The sequence below is a fragment of the Streptomyces sp. NPDC043876 genome, from assembly GCF_056435825.1.
This window is the reverse complement of record NZ_JBWKDV010000003.1, coordinates 396,480-414,409: the sequence shown is the minus strand read 5'-3', so window position 1 is coordinate 414,409 and position 17,930 is coordinate 396,480. Positions and strand designations below refer to the sequence as shown.

At 75.2% G+C, this 17,930-nt stretch carries 15 protein-coding genes; 9 read left to right on the top strand and 6 right to left on the bottom strand.

Features of this window, described 5'->3' with window-relative positions:
- Positions 1-8: 8 nt before the first annotated feature.
- Positions 9-1,718, bottom strand: a complete 1,710-nt coding sequence (locus AC0693_RS11245; RefSeq protein WP_478801563.1) for a glycosyltransferase family 2 protein — start codon at positions 1,716-1,718, stop codon at positions 9-11.
- Between the two features lie 380 nt (positions 1,719-2,098).
- Between AC0693_RS11245 and AC0693_RS11240 the strand changes: the two genes are divergently transcribed.
- The 6 genes from AC0693_RS11240 (at position 2,099) to AC0693_RS11215 (ending at position 12,023) form a co-directional block, all read left to right on the top strand.
- Positions 2,099-2,284 (top strand): thiazolylpeptide-type bacteriocin, encoded by a 186-nt coding sequence (locus tag AC0693_RS11240; RefSeq protein ID WP_468466161.1) that lies wholly within the window; start codon positions 2,099-2,101, stop codon positions 2,282-2,284.
- 147 nt (positions 2,285-2,431) lie between these two features.
- Positions 2,432-5,227, top strand: a complete 2,796-nt coding sequence (locus AC0693_RS11235) for a lantibiotic dehydratase (RefSeq protein ID WP_478801562.1) — start codon at positions 2,432-2,434, stop codon at positions 5,225-5,227.
- A gap of 89 nt (positions 5,228-5,316) precedes the next feature.
- The gene (locus tag AC0693_RS11230; RefSeq protein WP_478801561.1) at positions 5,317-6,483 is read left to right on the top strand and encodes a lantibiotic dehydratase C-terminal domain-containing protein; all 1,167 of its coding nucleotides are present in this window, start codon (positions 5,317-5,319) and stop codon (positions 6,481-6,483) included.
- The gene (locus AC0693_RS11225; RefSeq protein ID WP_478801560.1) at positions 6,480-8,213 is read left to right on the top strand and encodes a hypothetical protein; all 1,734 of its coding nucleotides are present in this window, start codon (positions 6,480-6,482) and stop codon (positions 8,211-8,213) included. Before AC0693_RS11230 ends, AC0693_RS11225 begins: the two co-directional genes overlap by 4 nt.
- On the top strand, positions 8,210-10,129 hold the full coding sequence (locus AC0693_RS11220) for a TOMM precursor leader peptide-binding protein (protein ID WP_478801559.1): 1,920 nt from the start codon (positions 8,210-8,212) through the stop codon (positions 10,127-10,129). Before AC0693_RS11225 ends, AC0693_RS11220 begins: the two co-directional genes overlap by 4 nt.
- Positions 10,130-10,181: 52 nt before the next feature.
- Positions 10,182-12,023, top strand: a complete 1,842-nt coding sequence (locus AC0693_RS11215) for a thiopeptide-type bacteriocin biosynthesis protein (RefSeq protein WP_478801558.1) — start codon at positions 10,182-10,184, stop codon at positions 12,021-12,023.
- On the opposite strand, the gene AC0693_RS11210 is transcribed toward AC0693_RS11215, so the two are convergent.
- Entirely contained in the window at positions 11,971-13,062 is a 1,092-nt protein-coding gene (locus AC0693_RS11210; RefSeq protein WP_469315858.1) for a glycosyltransferase, read from the bottom strand. The genes AC0693_RS11215 and AC0693_RS11210 overlap by 53 nt on opposite strands.
- 214 nt (positions 13,063-13,276) lie before the next feature.
- Here AC0693_RS11210 and AC0693_RS11205 point away from each other — a divergent pair, with 214 nt between their 5' ends.
- Positions 13,277-14,116: a hypothetical protein gene (locus tag AC0693_RS11205; protein ID WP_478801557.1), complete on the top strand. Its 840-nt coding sequence runs from the start codon at positions 13,277-13,279 to the stop codon at positions 14,114-14,116.
- Positions 14,117-14,266: 150 nt separating this feature from the next.
- Positions 14,267-14,677, top strand: coding sequence for a hypothetical protein (locus AC0693_RS11200; RefSeq protein ID WP_478801556.1), 411 nt, complete (start codon positions 14,267-14,269; stop codon positions 14,675-14,677).
- Between the two features lie 53 nt (positions 14,678-14,730).
- Here AC0693_RS11200 and AC0693_RS11195 read toward each other — a convergent pair whose 3' ends face one another.
- The 4 genes from AC0693_RS11195 to AC0693_RS11180 all read right to left on the bottom strand — a co-directional run bounded on the left by AC0693_RS11195 (position 14,731) and on the right by AC0693_RS11180 (position 16,854).
- The gene (locus AC0693_RS11195; RefSeq protein WP_469315856.1) at positions 14,731-15,048 is read right to left on the bottom strand and encodes an ArsR/SmtB family transcription factor; all 318 of its coding nucleotides are present in this window, start codon (positions 15,046-15,048) and stop codon (positions 14,731-14,733) included.
- An 86-nt stretch (positions 15,049-15,134) separates the two neighbouring features.
- Positions 15,135-15,581: an SRPBCC domain-containing protein gene (locus AC0693_RS11190; RefSeq protein WP_469315855.1), complete on the bottom strand. Its 447-nt coding sequence runs from the start codon at positions 15,579-15,581 to the stop codon at positions 15,135-15,137.
- Between the two features lie 119 nt (positions 15,582-15,700).
- Positions 15,701-16,105 carry a Cif family virulence factor gene (locus AC0693_RS11185; RefSeq protein WP_469315854.1) on the bottom strand — a complete coding sequence of 135 codons (405 nt, stop codon included), beginning with the start codon at positions 16,103-16,105 and terminating at the stop codon, positions 15,701-15,703.
- Positions 16,106-16,197: 92 nt separating this feature from the next.
- A complete protein-coding gene (locus tag AC0693_RS11180) occupies positions 16,198-16,854 on the bottom strand; it encodes an HAD family hydrolase (RefSeq protein ID WP_468466181.1) in 657 nt (218 codons plus the stop codon).
- Between the two features lie 96 nt (positions 16,855-16,950).
- Here AC0693_RS11180 and AC0693_RS11175 point away from each other — a divergent pair, with 96 nt between their 5' ends.
- The gene (locus tag AC0693_RS11175; protein WP_469315852.1) at positions 16,951-17,760 is read left to right on the top strand and encodes a maleylpyruvate isomerase family mycothiol-dependent enzyme; all 810 of its coding nucleotides are present in this window, start codon (positions 16,951-16,953) and stop codon (positions 17,758-17,760) included.
- Positions 17,761-17,930 lie beyond the last annotated feature (170 nt).

Here is a 17,930-nt window from a genome sequence, read left to right as displayed (position 1 = left end):
GAAGCCTTTCAACTCAGCCAGGGCAGCATCGGGTCGACCCACCCGGATGCCAGCAGGCCGATGAGCAGGAGGGCCGCGGAGGCGGCCAGGGTTTCGGGCCAGCGGCGGGGCCGCATGCCGGTGCCGGAGCGCAGGGCGCTGCGCACGCGTGCGCGCAGGGAACTGCTGTCACCGGCCGTGCTCCGGGGCTCCGTTGCCCCGCGCAGTTCGGTCGTCAGGTCCCGGATGAGCGGGACGTTGATCTGGCACTGCACCAACAGGTAGAGCAGGAGGCCCCAGTTGGGCTCCCAGCCGTTGCGGGCGACGGCGAGGGCGAGGCCGGTGGCCGCCGCGCCGTTGGAGAGGACCAGCCAGGCCAGCGAGACGGCCACGACGCGCTTGGCCATGCCGCCGGACGTCTTGGGGCCGCGCACGCCGGTGGGCACCCAGGCGGCGCTGCGGCCGCGCAGCGTGTGCAGGAACGCGGTCGCCGCGGCCACGCTGGTCAGGACGTTGGCCCGGATGACCTCCACCCGCCAGCGGGTGCGGCTGATGCGCGGGAGCAGCACGTGCCAGAGCCACAGCGGGGCGAGCAGCGGCAGCACGTGCCAGGGCCGGATGTCGTCCGGGTACCAGAACATCATCACCAGCGGCGGCAGCGGCGCGGCGAAGGTGTTCACCACCGTGGTGAGGTAGCCGACGACCCCTTCGTAGAAGCACAGCCGCATCCGCCAGGGCGCGCGCATCCGTCCCAGCACGGGGGTGCCGAGCAGGTGCAGGTTGCCCATCGCCCAGCGGTACTGCTGGTTGATGAAGGCGGTCGCCTCGTCGGGCGAGGTGCCCTTGGCGACCAGCACCGGCACGTACAGGGTGCGGAAACCCTGTTCGTACAGGGCGAGTCCGGTGTACAGGTCCTCGCTGTGGTCGAGTCGCGCGAAGCCGCCGGCCAGGTCGATCGCCCGGCGCCGGTAGACGGCGTTGCTGCCGCAGCAGATGGCGGCGTCGCTGGCGTCCCGGGAGGGCTGGATCCAGCGGAAGAACCACTCCTGGGCGGATCCGGCGGCCCGTTGGATCCAGCCCATGGCCTCGTCCGTGTCGAAGCACTGGGGGCTCTGCACGATTCCGACGGCGGGGTCGGCCAGGTAGGGCACGAGGTGGCGCAGGAAGTCCGGCCGGGGGGCGAAGTCGGCGTCCAGGATCGCGACGAACTCGGCGCCGCTCAGGGTGAGGGCGTGGTTGAGGTTGCCCGCCTTCTTCAGGTGGCCCCGGTCGGGGCGCACGACGTACTCGTACCCGTGTGCCGCGGCCAGGGCGGCGACTTCGGGCCGGTCGGCGTCGTCCAGGATCCAGACGCTCAGCACGTCCGGCCAGTCCAGTGCGGCGACGGCGCGGTAGGCGTTGGCGAGGACGGGGAGGGGTTCCCCGCAGGTGGGCAGGTACAGGTCGACGCTCGGCAGGGTGGCCGGCCGCCAGGCCCGGACCAGTATCTCGTGCGACTGGCGGGTCAGCCGGCGCTTGCGCAGGCTGTTGACGGAGGAGAGGACCAGGGCCACCACGTTGAGGCCGAGGACCGCGAGGAAGGCCCACAGGGCCGGTGTGCGCAGCGCGAAGGTGAGCATCGTCGCGGCGGTGAAGGTGAAGGCGAGGGAGGTGCTGATCAGGACCCAGCGGCGCTGCGGGCCGAAGTACCAGTACAGCTCGTCGTCGGACGGTGGCTGCGGAAGATGATGGACGGTCATATAGCCCCCCACGGCTGTGTATGTGCCGGTTTCAGGTGGCCCAGCCTACCGCCAAAGGTATAGACCATTTACCCGATACGACCCCAACCCGCCGATCGACACATGGATTTGGCGCGAATGAAATGGTCCAGACCTGTTTACGGTCCCATTCGACCGCCCCGCCCCGGCCGGTCCGGAAAGCCGCAGGTCACGGCGGGGTGAACAGGGGCGGAAGTTTTGCTCCCGCCGGTCGGGCGACCGGTATGTCCACCGCGGTTCGCCTTGATCGTCTCCGGTCCGGGCTCTCCACCGTTCCTTGAGCGCGGTGGACCAGCGTGGGTACCGCCGCACCAACGGCAGACGGATTCACGAAACCCCACCACTCATGCAGGGAGACGCGTATGTCCGACACCACGCACACCACCGGGTTCGAACTCCAGGACCTGGCACTGGACCTCGGCGACCTCACCGTCACCTCGATGCGCGACACCGTCGCGCTGCCCGAAGGCGGAGCCTCCTGGGGCTCCTCCTCCTGCCAGGGCTCCTCCTCCTGCGCTCACCCGCAGGCCGACACCCCGGCGGTGTAGCAGGGGTCCATCCCCTTCCGCACGGCACCTCGAGGCCGCGAGCCCTCCCGCCGTACGTCACGTACGGCGGGAGGGCCCGTGCGCCGCACACGACGACGGCGGGACGGCCGGCGGGACGACCGCCCCGACGGGAAGGGAGCACACGCCGTGGCGCAGCCGCCATCGCAACCGCAGTCGCAGTCGCAGTCGTACGGGCAGGGGCGCGGGCAGGAGCCGGTGCCGTCGCCACCGCCCGGCCCGGCCGCCTACCGGGTGGGCTCCGCGCCCACGGCACTGGTGCGCGCGACCGTGCTGGCCCACCCCGCCCAGCTGCCGTCCGCGGCGGCCTTCCGCAGCTCGCTCGCCCGCCTCCACCGCGCCGAGACCCGGCTGCTCCGGATCGCCGGGCCCCTCGGTGACGCCCTGTACGCCAGCCGGGACGGACATCCGCCCGCGTTCCACCGCGACGTCGTCCTGCCCCTGCGCCGCGCCCTGCACAATGGCCGCGAACCGCGGTCCGCCCTGCTGGACCGCCTCGGCGACCTCCCCTCCCGGGTACCCCTGCTCGCCGACTGGCTCGCGCTGCGCGACCGGCGCGCCGAGGTGCTCGCGGAGCTGGGCGCCGCGGCCGCAGCCGCGCTGGAGGGCGAACGTGCGCACCTGGCCGCCCTGTGCCGGGAACCGGCCCTCGGCAAGGCCGTCGCGCTCACCAGCGCCGACCTGCTGCGCGCAGTGGAGCGGGCGGCCACCGGACCGGCCGACCGCAGGGCGCGCAAGGAAGAACCCGCCGTACTGCGCTACGCCCTGCGCGCCAGCACCAAGACCAGCCCGCTGTCCTGGTTCACGGCGGTCGGCTGGGGTGAACTGGCCGCGCCCGGCGGCCCGTACGCGCACACCGCCCGCCCCGTGCCCGACTGGGGCACCGCGCCGCTGTTCGAGGAGCCCGCCCGCGCGGTCGTGAAGGTCAACCGCACCCTGACCCGCGCGCTCACCCTGGCCCTCCTGTCCGCGCCGCACCGGCGGGCACCGCTCCCCCACCGCATCACCAGCAGCGCGCGGATCACCGGCGGACGGGCCGCCTATTCCCGCGACCGGACCGTTTTCGCCGGAGGCCGCTTCCTGGTGGCGGAGGAGGACGAGGCCGAACTGGCTCTCGGCGGCCCCTTGCACCTGATCACCGAAGCCGCCCGGCACCCGGCGCCGTTGGGCGAGTTGCAAGCGCTGCTCGGCTCGGCGCTGAAGGGGGACACCGCCGATACGGCCGCCTCGGCGGCGGCCTTCCTCGACCGTCTCGCCGACGCCGGCCTGCTGGTTCCGGGCGAACCGGTGGCGCCGCAGGACGCCGACCCGCTGGAGCGGATCGCGGCCTGGCTGCGGACCTTCGCAACGGACCACCCCGAGGACGCCGCGCGCGCGGACCGAATCGCCGGGCTCGGCCGTGCGACCGGCGGGTTCGCCGCCGCGCGGGCCGCCGACCGGCCCGCCCTGCTCACCGCGCTGTCGCGGGAGTGGCGGGACGTACTGGCGGACGCGGGCGGCCCCGTACCGTCCGGGTCCGCACCGCTGAACGTGCTCTCCGAGGACGTGGTCGCCCGCCGGCCCCTGCGCCTCGACGGCTTCCTCGACGGCGCCGACCACGAGGCGCTCGGCGAACTCACGGCGCTGGCCGAGCTGTTCGACACCGGTCACATCGTCCGCCGGGTGGTCCGTGACCGCTTCGTCGAGCGCTACGGATCCGGCGGCACCTGCCGCCACCCGTGGGAGTTCGGGGCGGAGACCGCCGGGGCGTGGGAGGCCGCGGGGGCCTGGGAGGCCGCCGGGCGACGGGCCGCCCTCCCCGGCGACGCGGCCGTCTCCGCGGGCCGGACCGCCTTCCCGACCGGGGTCGAAGAACTCGCCGCCCTGCGCGCGGAAGCGGTCCGCGCGGTCCGCGCGGTCGGCGGGGAGCGGTCCCGGGGAGGCGCCGAGCCCGCCCACGAAAGCGTCCTTCCGGCGGACTTCGTCAAGGGCCTGGGCGAGCGGCTGCCCGGCTGGGCGGTCGAACGCCCGCTCAGCTACGCGTACTTCCTCCAGCGCGAGCCCGGCCCGGCCCCCGGCCTGCTGTGCGTGAACCACGTGTACGGCGGGTGGGGCCGCTTCACCAGCCGGTTCCTGGACGCCTTGGACCCGCGCGCCGCGGCCGAGGTGGCCGCCGGGATCCGCCGCGGTCTCGGGCCCGGCGCCCGGGCCGCGCAGATCCGGCCCGTCGGCGGATTCAACGCGAACCTGCACCCGTTGCTCGTCCCCGACGAGATCGGGCCCGACCGCCGCTGGGCGTCGATCGGCGAGGGCGACCTCGACCTCGTCCACGACGAGGCCACCGACCAGGTGCGTGTGCGGCTGCGGAGCACGGGCGAGCACCTCGACGTCCTCTACCCGGGGTTTCTCGCACCCGTCCTGCTGCCCCGCCGCATCGGGGCCCATCTGGCCGACCACCCGCACGGCGCCGTGGACTTCGGGGCACTGGTGGCCCGCGACACGGTCGCCGTACCGGGTGGCGCGGTGACGCGCGCCACCCGGCTGCGCCACCGGCACCTCGTGCTGCGACGGCGCCGCTGGCTGCTGCCGCCGGACGTGGTGCGGGCGCTGCGCGGCGACCTCGGCGGCGACGCCGTTCCGGTGGCGGCCGCGGCCCGGTGGCGCGCCCTGCTGGACCTGCCCGAACAGGTCTTCCTGCAACCTGCCCCGGTGGCCCCCGGCGCGGGGGCCGCGGACGACTTCCTGCACCGGCTGAGTCGCCCCAAGCCGCACCTCGTCGACCTCGGCAACGCGCTGCACCTGCGCTGCCTGGGCAAGTGGCTGTCCCGGCACGCCGATACGGGCGCGGTGCTGGAGGAGGCGCTGCCCGCGCCGGGCGGCCGGGCCGCTCCGGCCCGCGCGGTGGAACTCGTCCTGGAGGTCTACCGGTCCGGACGGCGCCGATGACCGCGCCGATGACCCCCGAGACCTCCCCCCGTCGACCCGGCCCCCCGGCGTCGATGAACCCGGCGACAGCGGAAGAGAGCGTGCGAACGGTGCGACCCCCCGACATCGGCTCCCCCGGGGCCGCCGGCGCCCTCAAGGCCCTCGATGTGATCGCATACCACCACCACCCGGTCAAGGCACCCCTGCTGCGCGAGGTGATGCTGCCGCTCGCCGAGTCCTGCGCGGCGGACGGGCTGGCCGCCCACGTGGAGCGGCACTGGCTGTACGGGCCCCACCTGCGTCTGCGCCTGGAGGGCCCGCCCGCGCGGGTCGACGCCGCCGCCCGCGCCGCCGCCGCGCGGATCCGGGACTGGCTCCGCGTCCACCCCTCGCGGGGCGACCTCACCGAGGCCGAACTGCTGGAGCGGGCGGCCGAGGCCGGACGCGCCGAACTCATCGCCCCGCCCTACGGGCCGATCGTGGCGGACAACACCGTCCGCGTCGCGGCCGTCGACCGCACCGCGCTGCGCGGTCTCCTGGGCGCGGACGGCACGGACCTGCGCGACGCGCTCCTGCGCCACGCACTGGGCGCGCTCCGCGCGGGCGCCGGCTTCCTGGGCGCGCACGGCGACACCGCGCAGGCCCGCGTCCAGCTCGCGGTGACCGCGCTGGCCGCGCACGCCTGCGCCCACCCGGGCGGGCTGCCGGGCGGTCACTTCTCGTACGTGTCCCACCTGGAGGACTTCCTCTTCCACGACGATCCGGACGGGCAGGTGAGGGACCGGTTCGACCGGCACTGGGAGCGCGCGGGCGACGGCGTCGTCCGCCTCGTCGGGCGGATCCGCGACGGCGGCGCCCAGGGGTGGGAGCAGGCCTGGACCGCCTGTTCGGCGGGCGCCTGGGAGCTGGCGCGGAGCCGGTACGACGCCGGCGCCGACCTGCACGGTGACCCGGACGCGTACCGGGTGCGGGCCGCGGCCACCGGGGACGGAGCGGCCGCCCGGCGCTGGGACCACGGCGAGCGCACCGGCTTCAGCGACTTCCACCACCTGCTGCGGCGCTCCGACCCTGCGGGGACGATGTGGAGCCGGCCTGACTACCTCGTCTACCGCGCCTGCACCAATTCCCTGTACCGCCTGCTCGCCCTCTGCGACGTCCGCCCGATGGAGCGGTACCTGGCGGCCCACCTGGTCGTCCGCTCGGTGCCGGTCCTGACCGGCTGCGACTGGCGTACGGAGCTCGGCGCGGCCGTCGACGCGGTGGAGGGCCGGTCATGACCGGCGACGCCCCGGCCGCCCGGCGGCTGCGCGCCGGTGTCGCCGTCACCCCGCTGCGGGACGGGCTCCATCTGCGCGGACGGCACGGGAGCCTGACCCTGGAGGGCAGCGCGTCCCTGCCGGCGCTCTGGCGCCTGCTGGCGGATCCCCTGCGCGACGGGACGGTGGCCCCGTTCCTCGACGGTGTGGCGGCGGGCCCCGGCCTGCGCTCGGCCGTGGACACCCTGCTCGGGCAACTCGACGCGCACGGCCTGCTGGTGGCGGAGCCCGACGCCGTACCCGGTGGTCGCCCGGTCGCCGACTGGCTCGAAGCGGCGGCCGAGCGGCCGGCCGCCGCGGGCGCGGCGCTCGCCGGAACGCGGGCCGAGGTGGTGGCCGCCTCCCCCGCGGACCCGTCGGCCCAAGCCGCCGGGCGCGCACTGGCCTCCGCCGGGCTGCCCGTCACCTGCACCGCCGACCCGGCCCTGCCCGGGAACCTGGTCCTCCTGTACGCCCGCGCCGACGGCTCGGAGCACTGCGTCGGCTTCGGCCACGGGCACGCAAGCGGCTACGTGACCGCGCCGGGCAGCCCCGCCCAGGTCCACGCCGATGCCACCGCCCTGACAGCCCGGCTCGCCCACCCCGCCCACCGGGACGCCCCGGGCACGGCGTTCCCGTCCCTGCTCGCGGGGGCCGCCGCGCAGCGGCTGCTGTGTGCGGCGGCCGGGGTGACGGATCCGGCGCGCGAGGGGGAGGACGAGCGGCTGGTGGCCGGGCTGCCCGCGGTCCTGCTCGCGCGGGCCCGTCCGCTGAGCGCCGACTACCGCACCTGGGCGGGGCCGGTCCGGATCGACGCCGACCGGCGGGTGGACGCGGTTGCCCCGGGGACGCTGCGGGACGCGCTGCGGCGCATGGCGGCCCTGACGGACGACCGGTGCGGGGTGCTCCCCGAACCGCTTCCGGCGGGGCTGCGGCAGCTGCCCGTACCCCTCGCCCTGTGCACGGTGCCGCCGGGCGGCGCGGTGCTGGTCGGCGGTGCGCCGCGGCTGGACCTGGCTCGCCTGGACCTGTTCTGCCGCGCGGCCGAACTACGGCTGGGCGAGGCCCACTTCACCGTCGGCGCGACCCCCGGGCACGCCCGGGGCCGGGCCCTGCGCGCCGCCGCGTCCCACCGCCCGGCGCCCGTGTCGGCGCCGGAACACCCCGGTGCGGCGGACGACCGCTGGTCCGGGCACCCGCAGTTCCGCCACTGGTGGACCACCCTGACCAGCCGCCTCGGGATGGCCGCCCGGCTGGAGGTGTTCCGGCTCGCTCCGGGCGAGGAGGCGTACCGGGCCGTCGTACGTCCCCCCGCGCCCGGCGGCCCGTCGGGCCCGCCGCCGCCTCTGCTCAGTGACGCCGTGGAAGCGACCCCGGGCGACGCGGCCGCCTTCGCCGCGCTCGCCGCCGTCGTCCACGTCCGCGCCCTCGCCGCGGTTCCGTCGGCCACCGCCGTCTCCGCCCCGGGCGGCGCGCTCGCGGCCCTGGCCGCCGCGGGTGCGCGCACGGCCGCCTGGGAGGACACCGGCTGGACCGGGCGCTGGCTGGCCGACCTGGCCGCACGCGAGGACGCCTTCCAGGACGCGCTGCACCGGCTGACGGGATCCGACGTCCCCGCGCGGGCGCCCGTACCCCCGCGCGACCCGCAACTCGCGGCTCAGTTGCGAGCGTTCGGGTTCACCGTACGGCCCGTGTCCCGGGAGGTCCGATGAGTACGGCGACCGCGACCGCCGCCCTGGCCTGGCTGCCGGTGCCCGTCGTCGACGCGGAAGCCGCGCTCTCGGTCACCTCCGGGCCGGCCGTCGTCCTGCTGAGCGCGTGGACGCTCGAGGCGGCCGAGGAACTGAGCCGTCACGCGCTCGGGCACCCCGTGACCCTCGTCCCGGTGCGTTTCGACGGCGCCCTGGCGGTGGTCGGGCCCGTGCTCCGGCCGGGCGCCGCCGCATGCCTGTCCTGTACCGAGTACCAGCGGCTGGCCACGGCGGGCGGGCGGGTGCCGTGGCACAGCCCCGGGCTCGCGCTGGGCGGCGTACCCTCCCCCGCCCTGTCGGAGTCGCTCGGCGCGCTCGCGCTCGACCTGCTGGACCGGCCCGCGGACCAACAGGACGACTCCGGGGGCGAGTCGGCGCCGGTCCACCTGCTCCACCAGGGCCGCGCCACCTGGTCCACCCATCGCGTCCGTCCCGTCGGCGGCTGCCCGGTGTGCCGTCCCCTGCCACCGGACTCCGCCTCCGGCGCCGTCCCGCTGCCGTCGGCGCCGCGCCCGCTCCCCGATCCGTACGTCCTGCGCGCCCCGAACCCGCTCACCACGGCGGACCGGCTGCGCGGAGCCCTGCACGACGAGCGGTTCGGGCCGGTGCGGCGCCTGTTCCGCTCCGACGACTCGGCGTTCTGCCTGACCAGCGCGTTCGTCAGCGACGGCCGGGCGGTCGACGACGGCGGATACGGCCGGTCCCTCGACTTCGACGACAGCGAGCGCATCGCCCTGTTCGAGAGCGTCGAGCGGTACGCGGGCATGCGCCCGGTCGGCAAGCGCACCGCGCTGCGCGTCTCCTTCGCCGACCTCGGACCCGAGCGGGCCGTGGACCCGGAGCGGCTCGGCCTGCCCGACCCCCGCTACCACGGCCACCCCGCGTCACCGACCGTCCCCTACTCCCCCGACCTGGACATGGACTGGGTGCACGGCTGGTCGCTCACCCGGCGGCGCACGACGGCCGTCCCCGAGCACGTCGCGTACTGGGACGCTCCCCGGAGCGGCGGGCCCCGCGTGGTGTACGAGTCGTCCAACGGCTGCGGCCTCGGCAACAGCCCCGAAGAGGCCTTGCTGTACGGCCTGTTCGAGGTGGCCGAGCGCGATGCCTTCCTGATGGCGTGGTACGCGGCGACGCCCCTGCGGCGCATCGCTCCGCCGCCGCGGGACCGGGAGACGGCGCTGCTCGCGGACCGCGCGGCCCTGGCCGGGTACCGGCTCGACCTGCTCGACGCGACGAACGACTTCGGCATCCCGGCCGTCGTGGCGCTCTGCCGGTACGAGGGTTCCCATCCCGAGGCGCCGCGGATGTTCCTGGCGGCCGGCGCCCACCACGATCCGCGTGCGGCGATCCGCTCCGCGGTGGCCGAAGTCGTCACCAACGTCGTGGAGTCGGGGCCGCGTTCCCTCGCCGAGGGCGGCCCGCGCGATCCCCGGCGGCTGCGGCCGATGCTGGAGCGGCCGGAGCTGGTGACGACCCTGGACGACCACGTGGGGCTGGGCACGCTGGCCGAGGCGGCCCCGCGCCTGGAGTTCCTCTACGCGGAGACGCCGTGCGTGAGCGTCGAGGAGGCCTGGCCGGGGGCGCCCGCGCCGGTGGGCGACCTCTCGGCCCTGCTCGCCGCGACCGTGGAACGGCTCTCCGGGGCCGGGCTGGAGGTGATCGCGGTCGACCAGAGCGAGCCGGGGCTGCGCGACCGGCTCGGGCTGCACTGCGTGAAGGCCATCGTCCCGGGCTCGCTGCCGATGACCTTCGGGCACGTCAACCACCGCGTCCGAGGCCTGCCCCGGCTGCTCGACGTGCCGTACCGCCTCGGCCGGTCGGACCGGCCGCTGCGACCCGCGGACCTCGCGCTCCATCCGCACCCCTTCCCCTGACACCCGCCCGCCCGCTCCCGGCCGGAACCCGGACCGACGACGAGGACCCCAGATGACGACGACCGGCACCCCGACCCACCCCGTCAGCGAGACCGGAGCCCCCGGCCATTCGGGCGTCGGCACCGCCTGGCACGGCTTCCACCTGTTCCTGCACGCCACCGCCGAGGACACCGACGCCTTCCTGCTGCGCGAGGCCGCCCCCTTCCTCGACGGCCTGGTGGCCGCCGGGGAAGCCGACGCGTGGTTCTTCATCCGGTACGGCGAGGGCGGCCCCCATCTGCGGATCCGGGTGCGCGGACTGGGCCCGGCGGCCGCGGCGCACTCGGCGGACCGGCTCGCGCGCGCCGCGCGGGAGGTGCCGCAGGTGCCGGGTCCGTGGCCGTCCACCCACGGGGAGCTCCGTACCGTGCCGTACGTGCCCGAGACGCAGCGCTACGGCGGCCCCGGGGCGATAGGGGTGGCCGAGGAGGTCTTCGTCGCCTCCACCGGAGCAGCCCTCGACGCGCTGCGGGCGCTGGACGGCGGGGACGCCGCGGCGCGCCTCGCCGTCGCGGCCGACCTCGCGCACGCGACGGCGTACGCCCTCGGCATGGACCGGCTGGCCGCCGCGCGCTGGCTGCGCGGACACGCGGCGGGCTGGCGGTGGGTCACCGAGGTGCCCATGCTGCCGGGTGCGCCGGTCCACGCCCGGGTGAACTCGGTTTATTCGGCGCAGCGTTCGGCGCTGCTCGGGCGCGCCACGGAGCTGCGGCGGCGGCTCGCAGACGGCACGGCGGCGCCCTGGCTGAACCGCTGGACGGACCGGGTCCGCGAGGCCGACGCGGCGCTCCGCGCCCGCGCGGCCGAGGACGCGCCTCAGGACGCCCCCGACTCCCCGGACGCCTGGGTCTGGGCCTCGCAGCTGCACATGCTGTGCAACCGGCTCGGGGTGATCCCCGACGAGGAGCGGGCGGTGTGCAGGCTGGCGGCGCGGACCCTGCTGGAGGTGGCGGAGACCACGGAGCCGGCCCGTACGGCCGGGGGGCCGCCCTCCTACTTCCCGTCCTCGTACACGGCGCCCGACGTCCAGTACCTGGAGCGCAGCAAGTTCCACATCGGCCGCGGCGAGGACACGGCGCTGCGGCCGACGGCGCCGCTGCCGCCGCCGTCCCGGCACGCGCGGCGCCTCGCCCGGTCCGAAGTGCCTTTGCCCACCGGCCCGTTGCCGGACGTGCCGCTCGGCGCGGTCCTCGCGGGGCGGGCCTCGGCGCGCGGCGCGCTCGGCGGGCCGCTCGACGCCGCCACGCTGGGCGCGCTGCTGTGGCATTCCCTCGCCGAGAGCGGCCGCTCCGGCCGGCTCCTCGCGGACGGCTCGACCCGTACCCTCGCGCACCGCCCCTACCCGAGCGCGGGCGCCCTCTACACGGCCCGGGTGCGGCTGCTGGTGTTCGGCACGGCCGGTGTCGCGCCGGGTACCTACGAGTGCGTGCCCGAGGCGCGGACGCTGCGCCCGGTCGGGCCGGTGCCCGCCGTGGAGGAGGTCAAGGCGCTGTCGACGTACCTGTCCCGCCCGGCGACGGACCCGGACTGGATCGGCATCGACAGCGCGCCGGTGGTCCTCGGGGTGTACGCGGACCTCGGCGTGCTGCGGCGCCGGTACGGGCTGCGCGCGCTGCGCCTGGCCCTGCTGGAGACCGGTCACCTGACCCAGACGCTGCTCCTCACGGCGGCGGCCCTGGGCCTGGCCGGGACCCCGCTCGGCGGCTTCCACGACGACCTGGCGCAGGAACTCCTCGGGCTGGACGACCTCGACCAGCCGCTCCAGTACCTGCTGCCGCTCGGCCGGCGCGCGGCCCCCGCCCTCACCCCGCCGGAACCGGCACCGCGAGACCCCGGACGGCGAACTCCCGGTTGAGCAGGGTCTGCCGCCGGTAGCGGTCCGGCAGGTCGGGGAGGGCGAGGAGCCGGTCGCACGCGCGGAGGGACTCCGCCAGGTCGCCCACCCAGTACGCGGTGACGGAGTACTCGAAGAGCAGCCCCCACCGGTAGACCCAGGGCTGGGTGAACAGGACGTCGTCCGGGGCCGGCCGGTCCAGGCAGGCCCGGGCGATGGCGTGCGCCGACCGGTACCGGCCGAGCAGCCGCAGCCGCGAGGCCAGTTCGTAGCAGGCCTCCAGCCGCTCCGGCCTGGACTCCCAGGCGCGGTGCAGCGCGTCCATGGCGGCGGGCCAGTCGGCCGGGTCCCCGCTGTCCCCGAGCAGCACGCCGACCTGGAGGAGGGACTGGTACACCTCCTCTGCCCAGCCGCCCATGGCCGCCCGCCGTTCGTACAGGCGGACCGCCTCGGCGCGTTCGCCCATGTCGCGCATGGTCTGGGCGAGGTAGAAGACGGTCCGGCCGTTGGACGGGTCCCGTTCCATCGCGGCGCTCAGGAGCCGGGCGTCCCGTTCGAACTTGTCCTGCTTGGAGCCCCCGTCCCCGTGGTCCTCGATCACCAGGGAGTCCAGGTGGGCCACGCTCTCGCCGAGGTCGCAGGTGATGTACTCGTGGGTCGCCCCCTCGTACCGCCACGGCAGTGCACCCCGGACCAGGCGTTTGATGCGGTACTCGGTGGCGCCCACGTGGCGGAGCATGTACGAGTCCGCCACCAGCGGCGGCATCGGCGCGTCCTCGCGCAGGACCAGGTCCGCGTCGAGCAGGAGCAGGTAGTCGGCCTTGCCGCGGGCGCGGGCGATGTTCCGGCTCCGGTTGTGCCCGAAGTCGACCCAGGCCTCCTGGTGGAGTTCGCCCGGGATCCCCTCCAGGACGGCGCGGATCAGCTGCTGGGTGCCGTCGTCGGAGCCGGTGTCGGAGATGACCCAGGTGTCGATGTGGTCCCGCACCGAGGTGAGGCAGCGCTCGATGACGGCGGACTCGTTCTTCACGATCATGCAGAGACAGATGGTCGGCTTCACGGCCGGACCTTACGGACAATGCGCCCCGCCGGATCCGCAGCGCGCCGTGCGGCCGGCCCGGGCGGCCCGCGGCGCACCCGACTGGTCCCACGCACTGCGCCGAACCGCTGACTGTCGGGCGCGGCGGCTGCCGCCCGAGGCGTCGTATCCGCACGATGACCGCGATCACGGGAATTCTGTGATCATCCGATCAGATGCTCACGAGGAGCGGTACATGCGCCCTGAGGACAGATCCACATCCACGCTGGGTCCGCTGCCCAGGCGGTCCGGCTGGATCGTCGGCGGAACCTTCGCCTCGCTCGCCCTGGTGCTCGCGGGGATCGCCTCGCCCGCCGTCGCGGCGGTGCCGGGGAGCGCGGCGACGGCCGCGGGAGCCGTGGCGGCGGATCCGCGGGGCGGTGGCGGGGACGGTGACGAGTGCGAGGACGACTCGTCGTGGCCGAAGGCGGCCGGGACGAAGGCGGACCGGCACCCGCCGTGCCGCGGACCGGAGGGCCCCCAGGGCCCGCCCGGACCGCGCGGCCCGACGGGCCCGACCGGCCCGACGGGAGCCACCGGGGCTACGGGCGCGACCGGGGCGACGGGAGCCACCGGCGCCACGGGCGCGACCGGCGCCACCGGGGCCACCGGGGCGACGGGAGCCACCGGCGCGGCAGGACCCTGCATCGACATCGACAGCTACTCCCCCTCCAACAGCGAGTCGTTCAGCGCCGCCGTCCGGGGCGGCGTCACCTCCGCCGGCCGCGCCCCGAACACGGGCGACCCGGTGGTCTGGCAGAACCTCTCGGCCATCACCGGCTACCCCAACGGCGGTACCGCCGGGACCGCCTGCGGCGTCTCGATCGAGGCGCAGGGCAACGACGCCTACGTCAAGGTCCTGACCACCACCGGCCGGGTCTACCAGCTGCACATCGCGGTCAACGGGACGAACTTCACACCCGACACGGCGACGGGATGGGTGCTCCAGAGCCCCGGCCCCGCCCTGCGCCGCGGCCGGAGCGTCCCCTTCGCGGGTGAGCTGTCCCACGGGTTCTCACCGAACCCTGCCGCATGACCTGAGGTTCTGCCCGCCTCGCGCCGCCCGCAGACCCTCCGGGCTGCGGGCGGTGGCGGCAGCGGAACGTTAGTGGAACGTCAGCGGGGCACGGCAGGCTCGGTGCGGTCAGCAGGCTCGCCTGCGCATCGCACCGAGGAGCATCAGGAAATGAAGAGGATCAGGGCCGCCGTCGTCGCGGCCACCATCCTGGCGGGTCTCGTGGCCGCGGCCTCGCCGGCCCAGGCCCTGAGCTACTGCAACGGGGAAGCCGGCGCGATCTACATCTGCGAGTACGGGGTCACCACGCACACGGCGCCCGACAACTCCGCGCACCAGTTCGTCATCGGCACCGACCGCGCCCTGTGGACCCGTGACGCCAGCAAGAAGGGCAAGTGGTCCGGCTGGTACTCCCTGGGCGGCGCCTTCACCGACAGGATCTACATCATCGACCGCTTCAGCGGCGGCGACCCCTGGGTCTTCACGCTGAGCATCCGCGGCGACGACGGCTACCAGTGGATCAACATCCGTGACCACGACGGCCACTACGGCGGCTGGCGCCGCATGCCCGACCCGGTCTGACACGCCGGCGCCGTGACCCGCGAGCATTCCGGGTCCCGGCGCCGACGCGCGTTTCAGAGGTCGCGCTCCGCCGCTTCGGCGATGCGCTTGACGTTCGCCAATCGGCGGTCCCAGTCCGCGGCGAGCGCGGACATCCAGCGCGCCGTCGCGTCCAGGGCGGCGGGCCGCACGGTGTAGCGGACCTCGCGGCCGACGCGGTCGCCGCGGACCAGCCCGGCGGCGTCCAGCACGGCGAGGTGCTTGACCACCGCTTGCCGGGACACGGGCAGGCCCTCGGCGAGGGTCGTCGCGGTGACCTCGCCACGGGCGGCGAGGAGGTCGAGCAGGGTGCGGCGCGTCGGGTCCGCCAGGGCGGCGAGAACGCCGTCCACCGCCTGATCACCCGTGTCGCCCGGGCCTCCCTGCCTTCCCCTCGCGCCGCCCCCGTCCGTGTCGCCGCCGGTGCGGCGTCCGTCCGTCACGCGGTGGGCCGCTCGGCGCGCTTCCTGAACGCGTCGAGCACCTGGGGCCAGCCACCGGTGTTGTCCTTCAGTGCCCGGTCGCGCAGCTCTTCGGACCCGGCCAGCGCGGCGAACCCGCTCTCGACGACGCGCAGCCGCGTCTTGTCGCCCTCCCGGCTGAGCGTGAACTCCACGAGGGTGCTGTTCTCCTCGGTCGGTTCCTGCCCGGGGAACGCACTGGCCCAGCGGTACGCCAGGTACGTCGGCGGCTCGACCTTCTCCACCCGCACGGGGAAGTCGCCGTACTCGGTGTTGCGCGCCACCGTCACCTCGCCCGGCCGCGCCGTGGCGCCGGTCAGGTTCGCCTCGTCGGCCACCCAGAAGCCGGGCTCGGCCACCAGCGACCAGACGCGCTCCAGGGATGCTTCGATCAGGGTGTCGCGTTCGATCCGGTTCTCACTCATGGGTGGTCTCCTCCGTCGCCGACAGCAGATGCAACTCCAGGGTTGCACATCGCCCTCTTGAGGTGCAACCGCAAGGTTGCACAAACTGTCGGCGGAAGGCCCGGACGGGGCGGCAGCTCCTACGCGCGGGGCCGGTCGTACCAGGAGAAGGCCGCGATGCGCCAGCCTTCGGGGGTGCGGACGAACTGGATGGTCTTCGTCCCACCGCCCTCGAAGGGCTCGCCGTCCAGGACGCCGGACTTGCGGTACTCCCCGAACCGCGACGCGATGTCGCCCGCGATGTCGGTCCGTTCGGAGGTCTCCCACTCGCTGAACTCGACCATCCGGCCACCGCTCAGCAGGCGTCGGCGGGGCTCGATGAAATCGTCCACCCCGTAGACCGTGAAGTCCGGCCCGGTCATGACGATCACCCCGTCCGGCAGGACCAGCCGGCGGATCCGCTCCACGTCGGCCGTCTTGCCACCGCGGTTGTCGAAAGCGCCGAAGAACTCGGCGGTGAGCAGGTCGATTTCAGCCTTGGACATGGCGCGACGTTAACACGCCCGCACACCTGTTCCCCGGTCCGCGCCCGGCCCTCCTCCCGCCGTCCCCGTCCCGGTCGTCCGGCTGCGGACCGTCACACGCCCTGCTCGGCGAGGAGGACGGGCAGCTTGCGCATGTCGTCGAAGACGACGGTGCCCGGACCCGAGAGCCGTGCGGCGGGGGTGAGTCCGCCCGCGTAGCCGAAGCAGCGCATCCCGGCGGCGCGCGCCGCCCGGACCCCGGGCCCGCTGTCCTCGACCACGACGCAGGCCGCGGGATCCACGCCCATCCGGCGGGCCGCGTACAGGAAGAGGTCGGGGGCCGGCTTGCCCCGCGACACCTCCGTGGAGCTGAAGATGCGGCCTTCGAAGCGCGCGTGGAGACCGGTGACGCCGAGGGTGTGGCGCATCTTCTCGTGCGAGCCGCTGGAGGCGACGCAGACGGGCACGGTGATCTGCGCAAGCGCCTCCGGCAGCCCCTCGACCGGCTGGAGACCGGCGTCCACCGCGTCCCGGTGGCGCCGCACCAGCTGCTCCCACCACAGGGCGGCCGTCTCCACCCCCAGCCGCTCCGCGATCTGCTCGCAGATGGACTCCCGGGAGCGCCCGATGAACCGCTCGACGACGTCCTCGGGGGTCAGCGGCCAGCCCAGCTCCGCCCCGAGTTCGACCTGGATGCGCTGGGCGATGCGCTCGCTGTCGACCAGCACGCCGTCGCAGTCGAATATGACGAGTTCGATCGGCTTGGTCATCCCGGCATCATACGGCCGCCCCGGAGCGGCGTCCGCATCGCTGACCAGGCCCTGGGGTGGGTTAGCGTCGGCTGCAACACGACAGGAAGGACCCCCGTGCAGCCCCTGGAATCCCCCACGCCCTCCACGCCCCTCACGCCCGCCCGGCACGTCGCCGCCGTCGCCGCGGAGAGCGAGCGGTTCGTCGCCGTGGTGAAAGGCGCCGACCCCGCCACCCCCGTACCCTCCTGCCCGGGCTGGACCCTGGCCGATCTGACGCGCCATGCCGGCAGCGTGCAGCGCTGGTTCGGTGTCCTGCTGCGCGGGCGCATCCAGCAGCCGCCGACCAGCCGTGACGTGGATCTGCGCCTGCCGGAGCAGGCCGCCGACTATCCCGACTGGCTCGCCGAGAGCGCCGCGGAGTCCGCCGAGGTGTTCGCCGCCACCGACCTGGACGCACCGATGTGGGCCTGGGGGCGCGACCAGCACGCCCGGTTCTGGGTGCGCCGCATGCTCTTCGAGACCCTCGTGCACCGGGTCGACGCCGAACTCGCACTCGGCCGCTCCCCGCACATCGACCGCGACCTGGCGGTGGACGGCATCGACGAGTTCCTCACCAACCTGCCGTTCGCCGCCTTCTTCGCGCCGGGGACCGCCGCCTTGCGCGGCCCCGACCGGACCCTCCGGTTCAGCTGCACGGACGGCGAGGAGACCTGGCTGGTCCGGCTGCGCCCCGACGGCTTCGGGCTGGTGACGGAAGCCGACACCACCGGAGCCGCCGGGCCGGCGGCGGACGCCACGGTCGAGGGCGGCTCCGGCGACCTGCTCCTGCTCCTCTACGGCCGCCTCGCCCCCACGAGCGAGGCCTTCCGCCGGCTCGGCGACGAGGACCTGCTCACCCTCTGGTTCGACCACTCGGCCTTCTGAGCACACTCCCTCCACCGGCCACCCCCGGGGGCGCGCCCCCGCGTTGCCCGCCCGAAAGGGTGAACCGCGCCCCGAATACGGCGTGTTTCTCCCCGGCAGGCGGCACTGTGCGGAACCGGGGTGTGCGGGGGCGGGCGCGACGGTCCCCCACGAGGCGAGGGGTGGGGTGG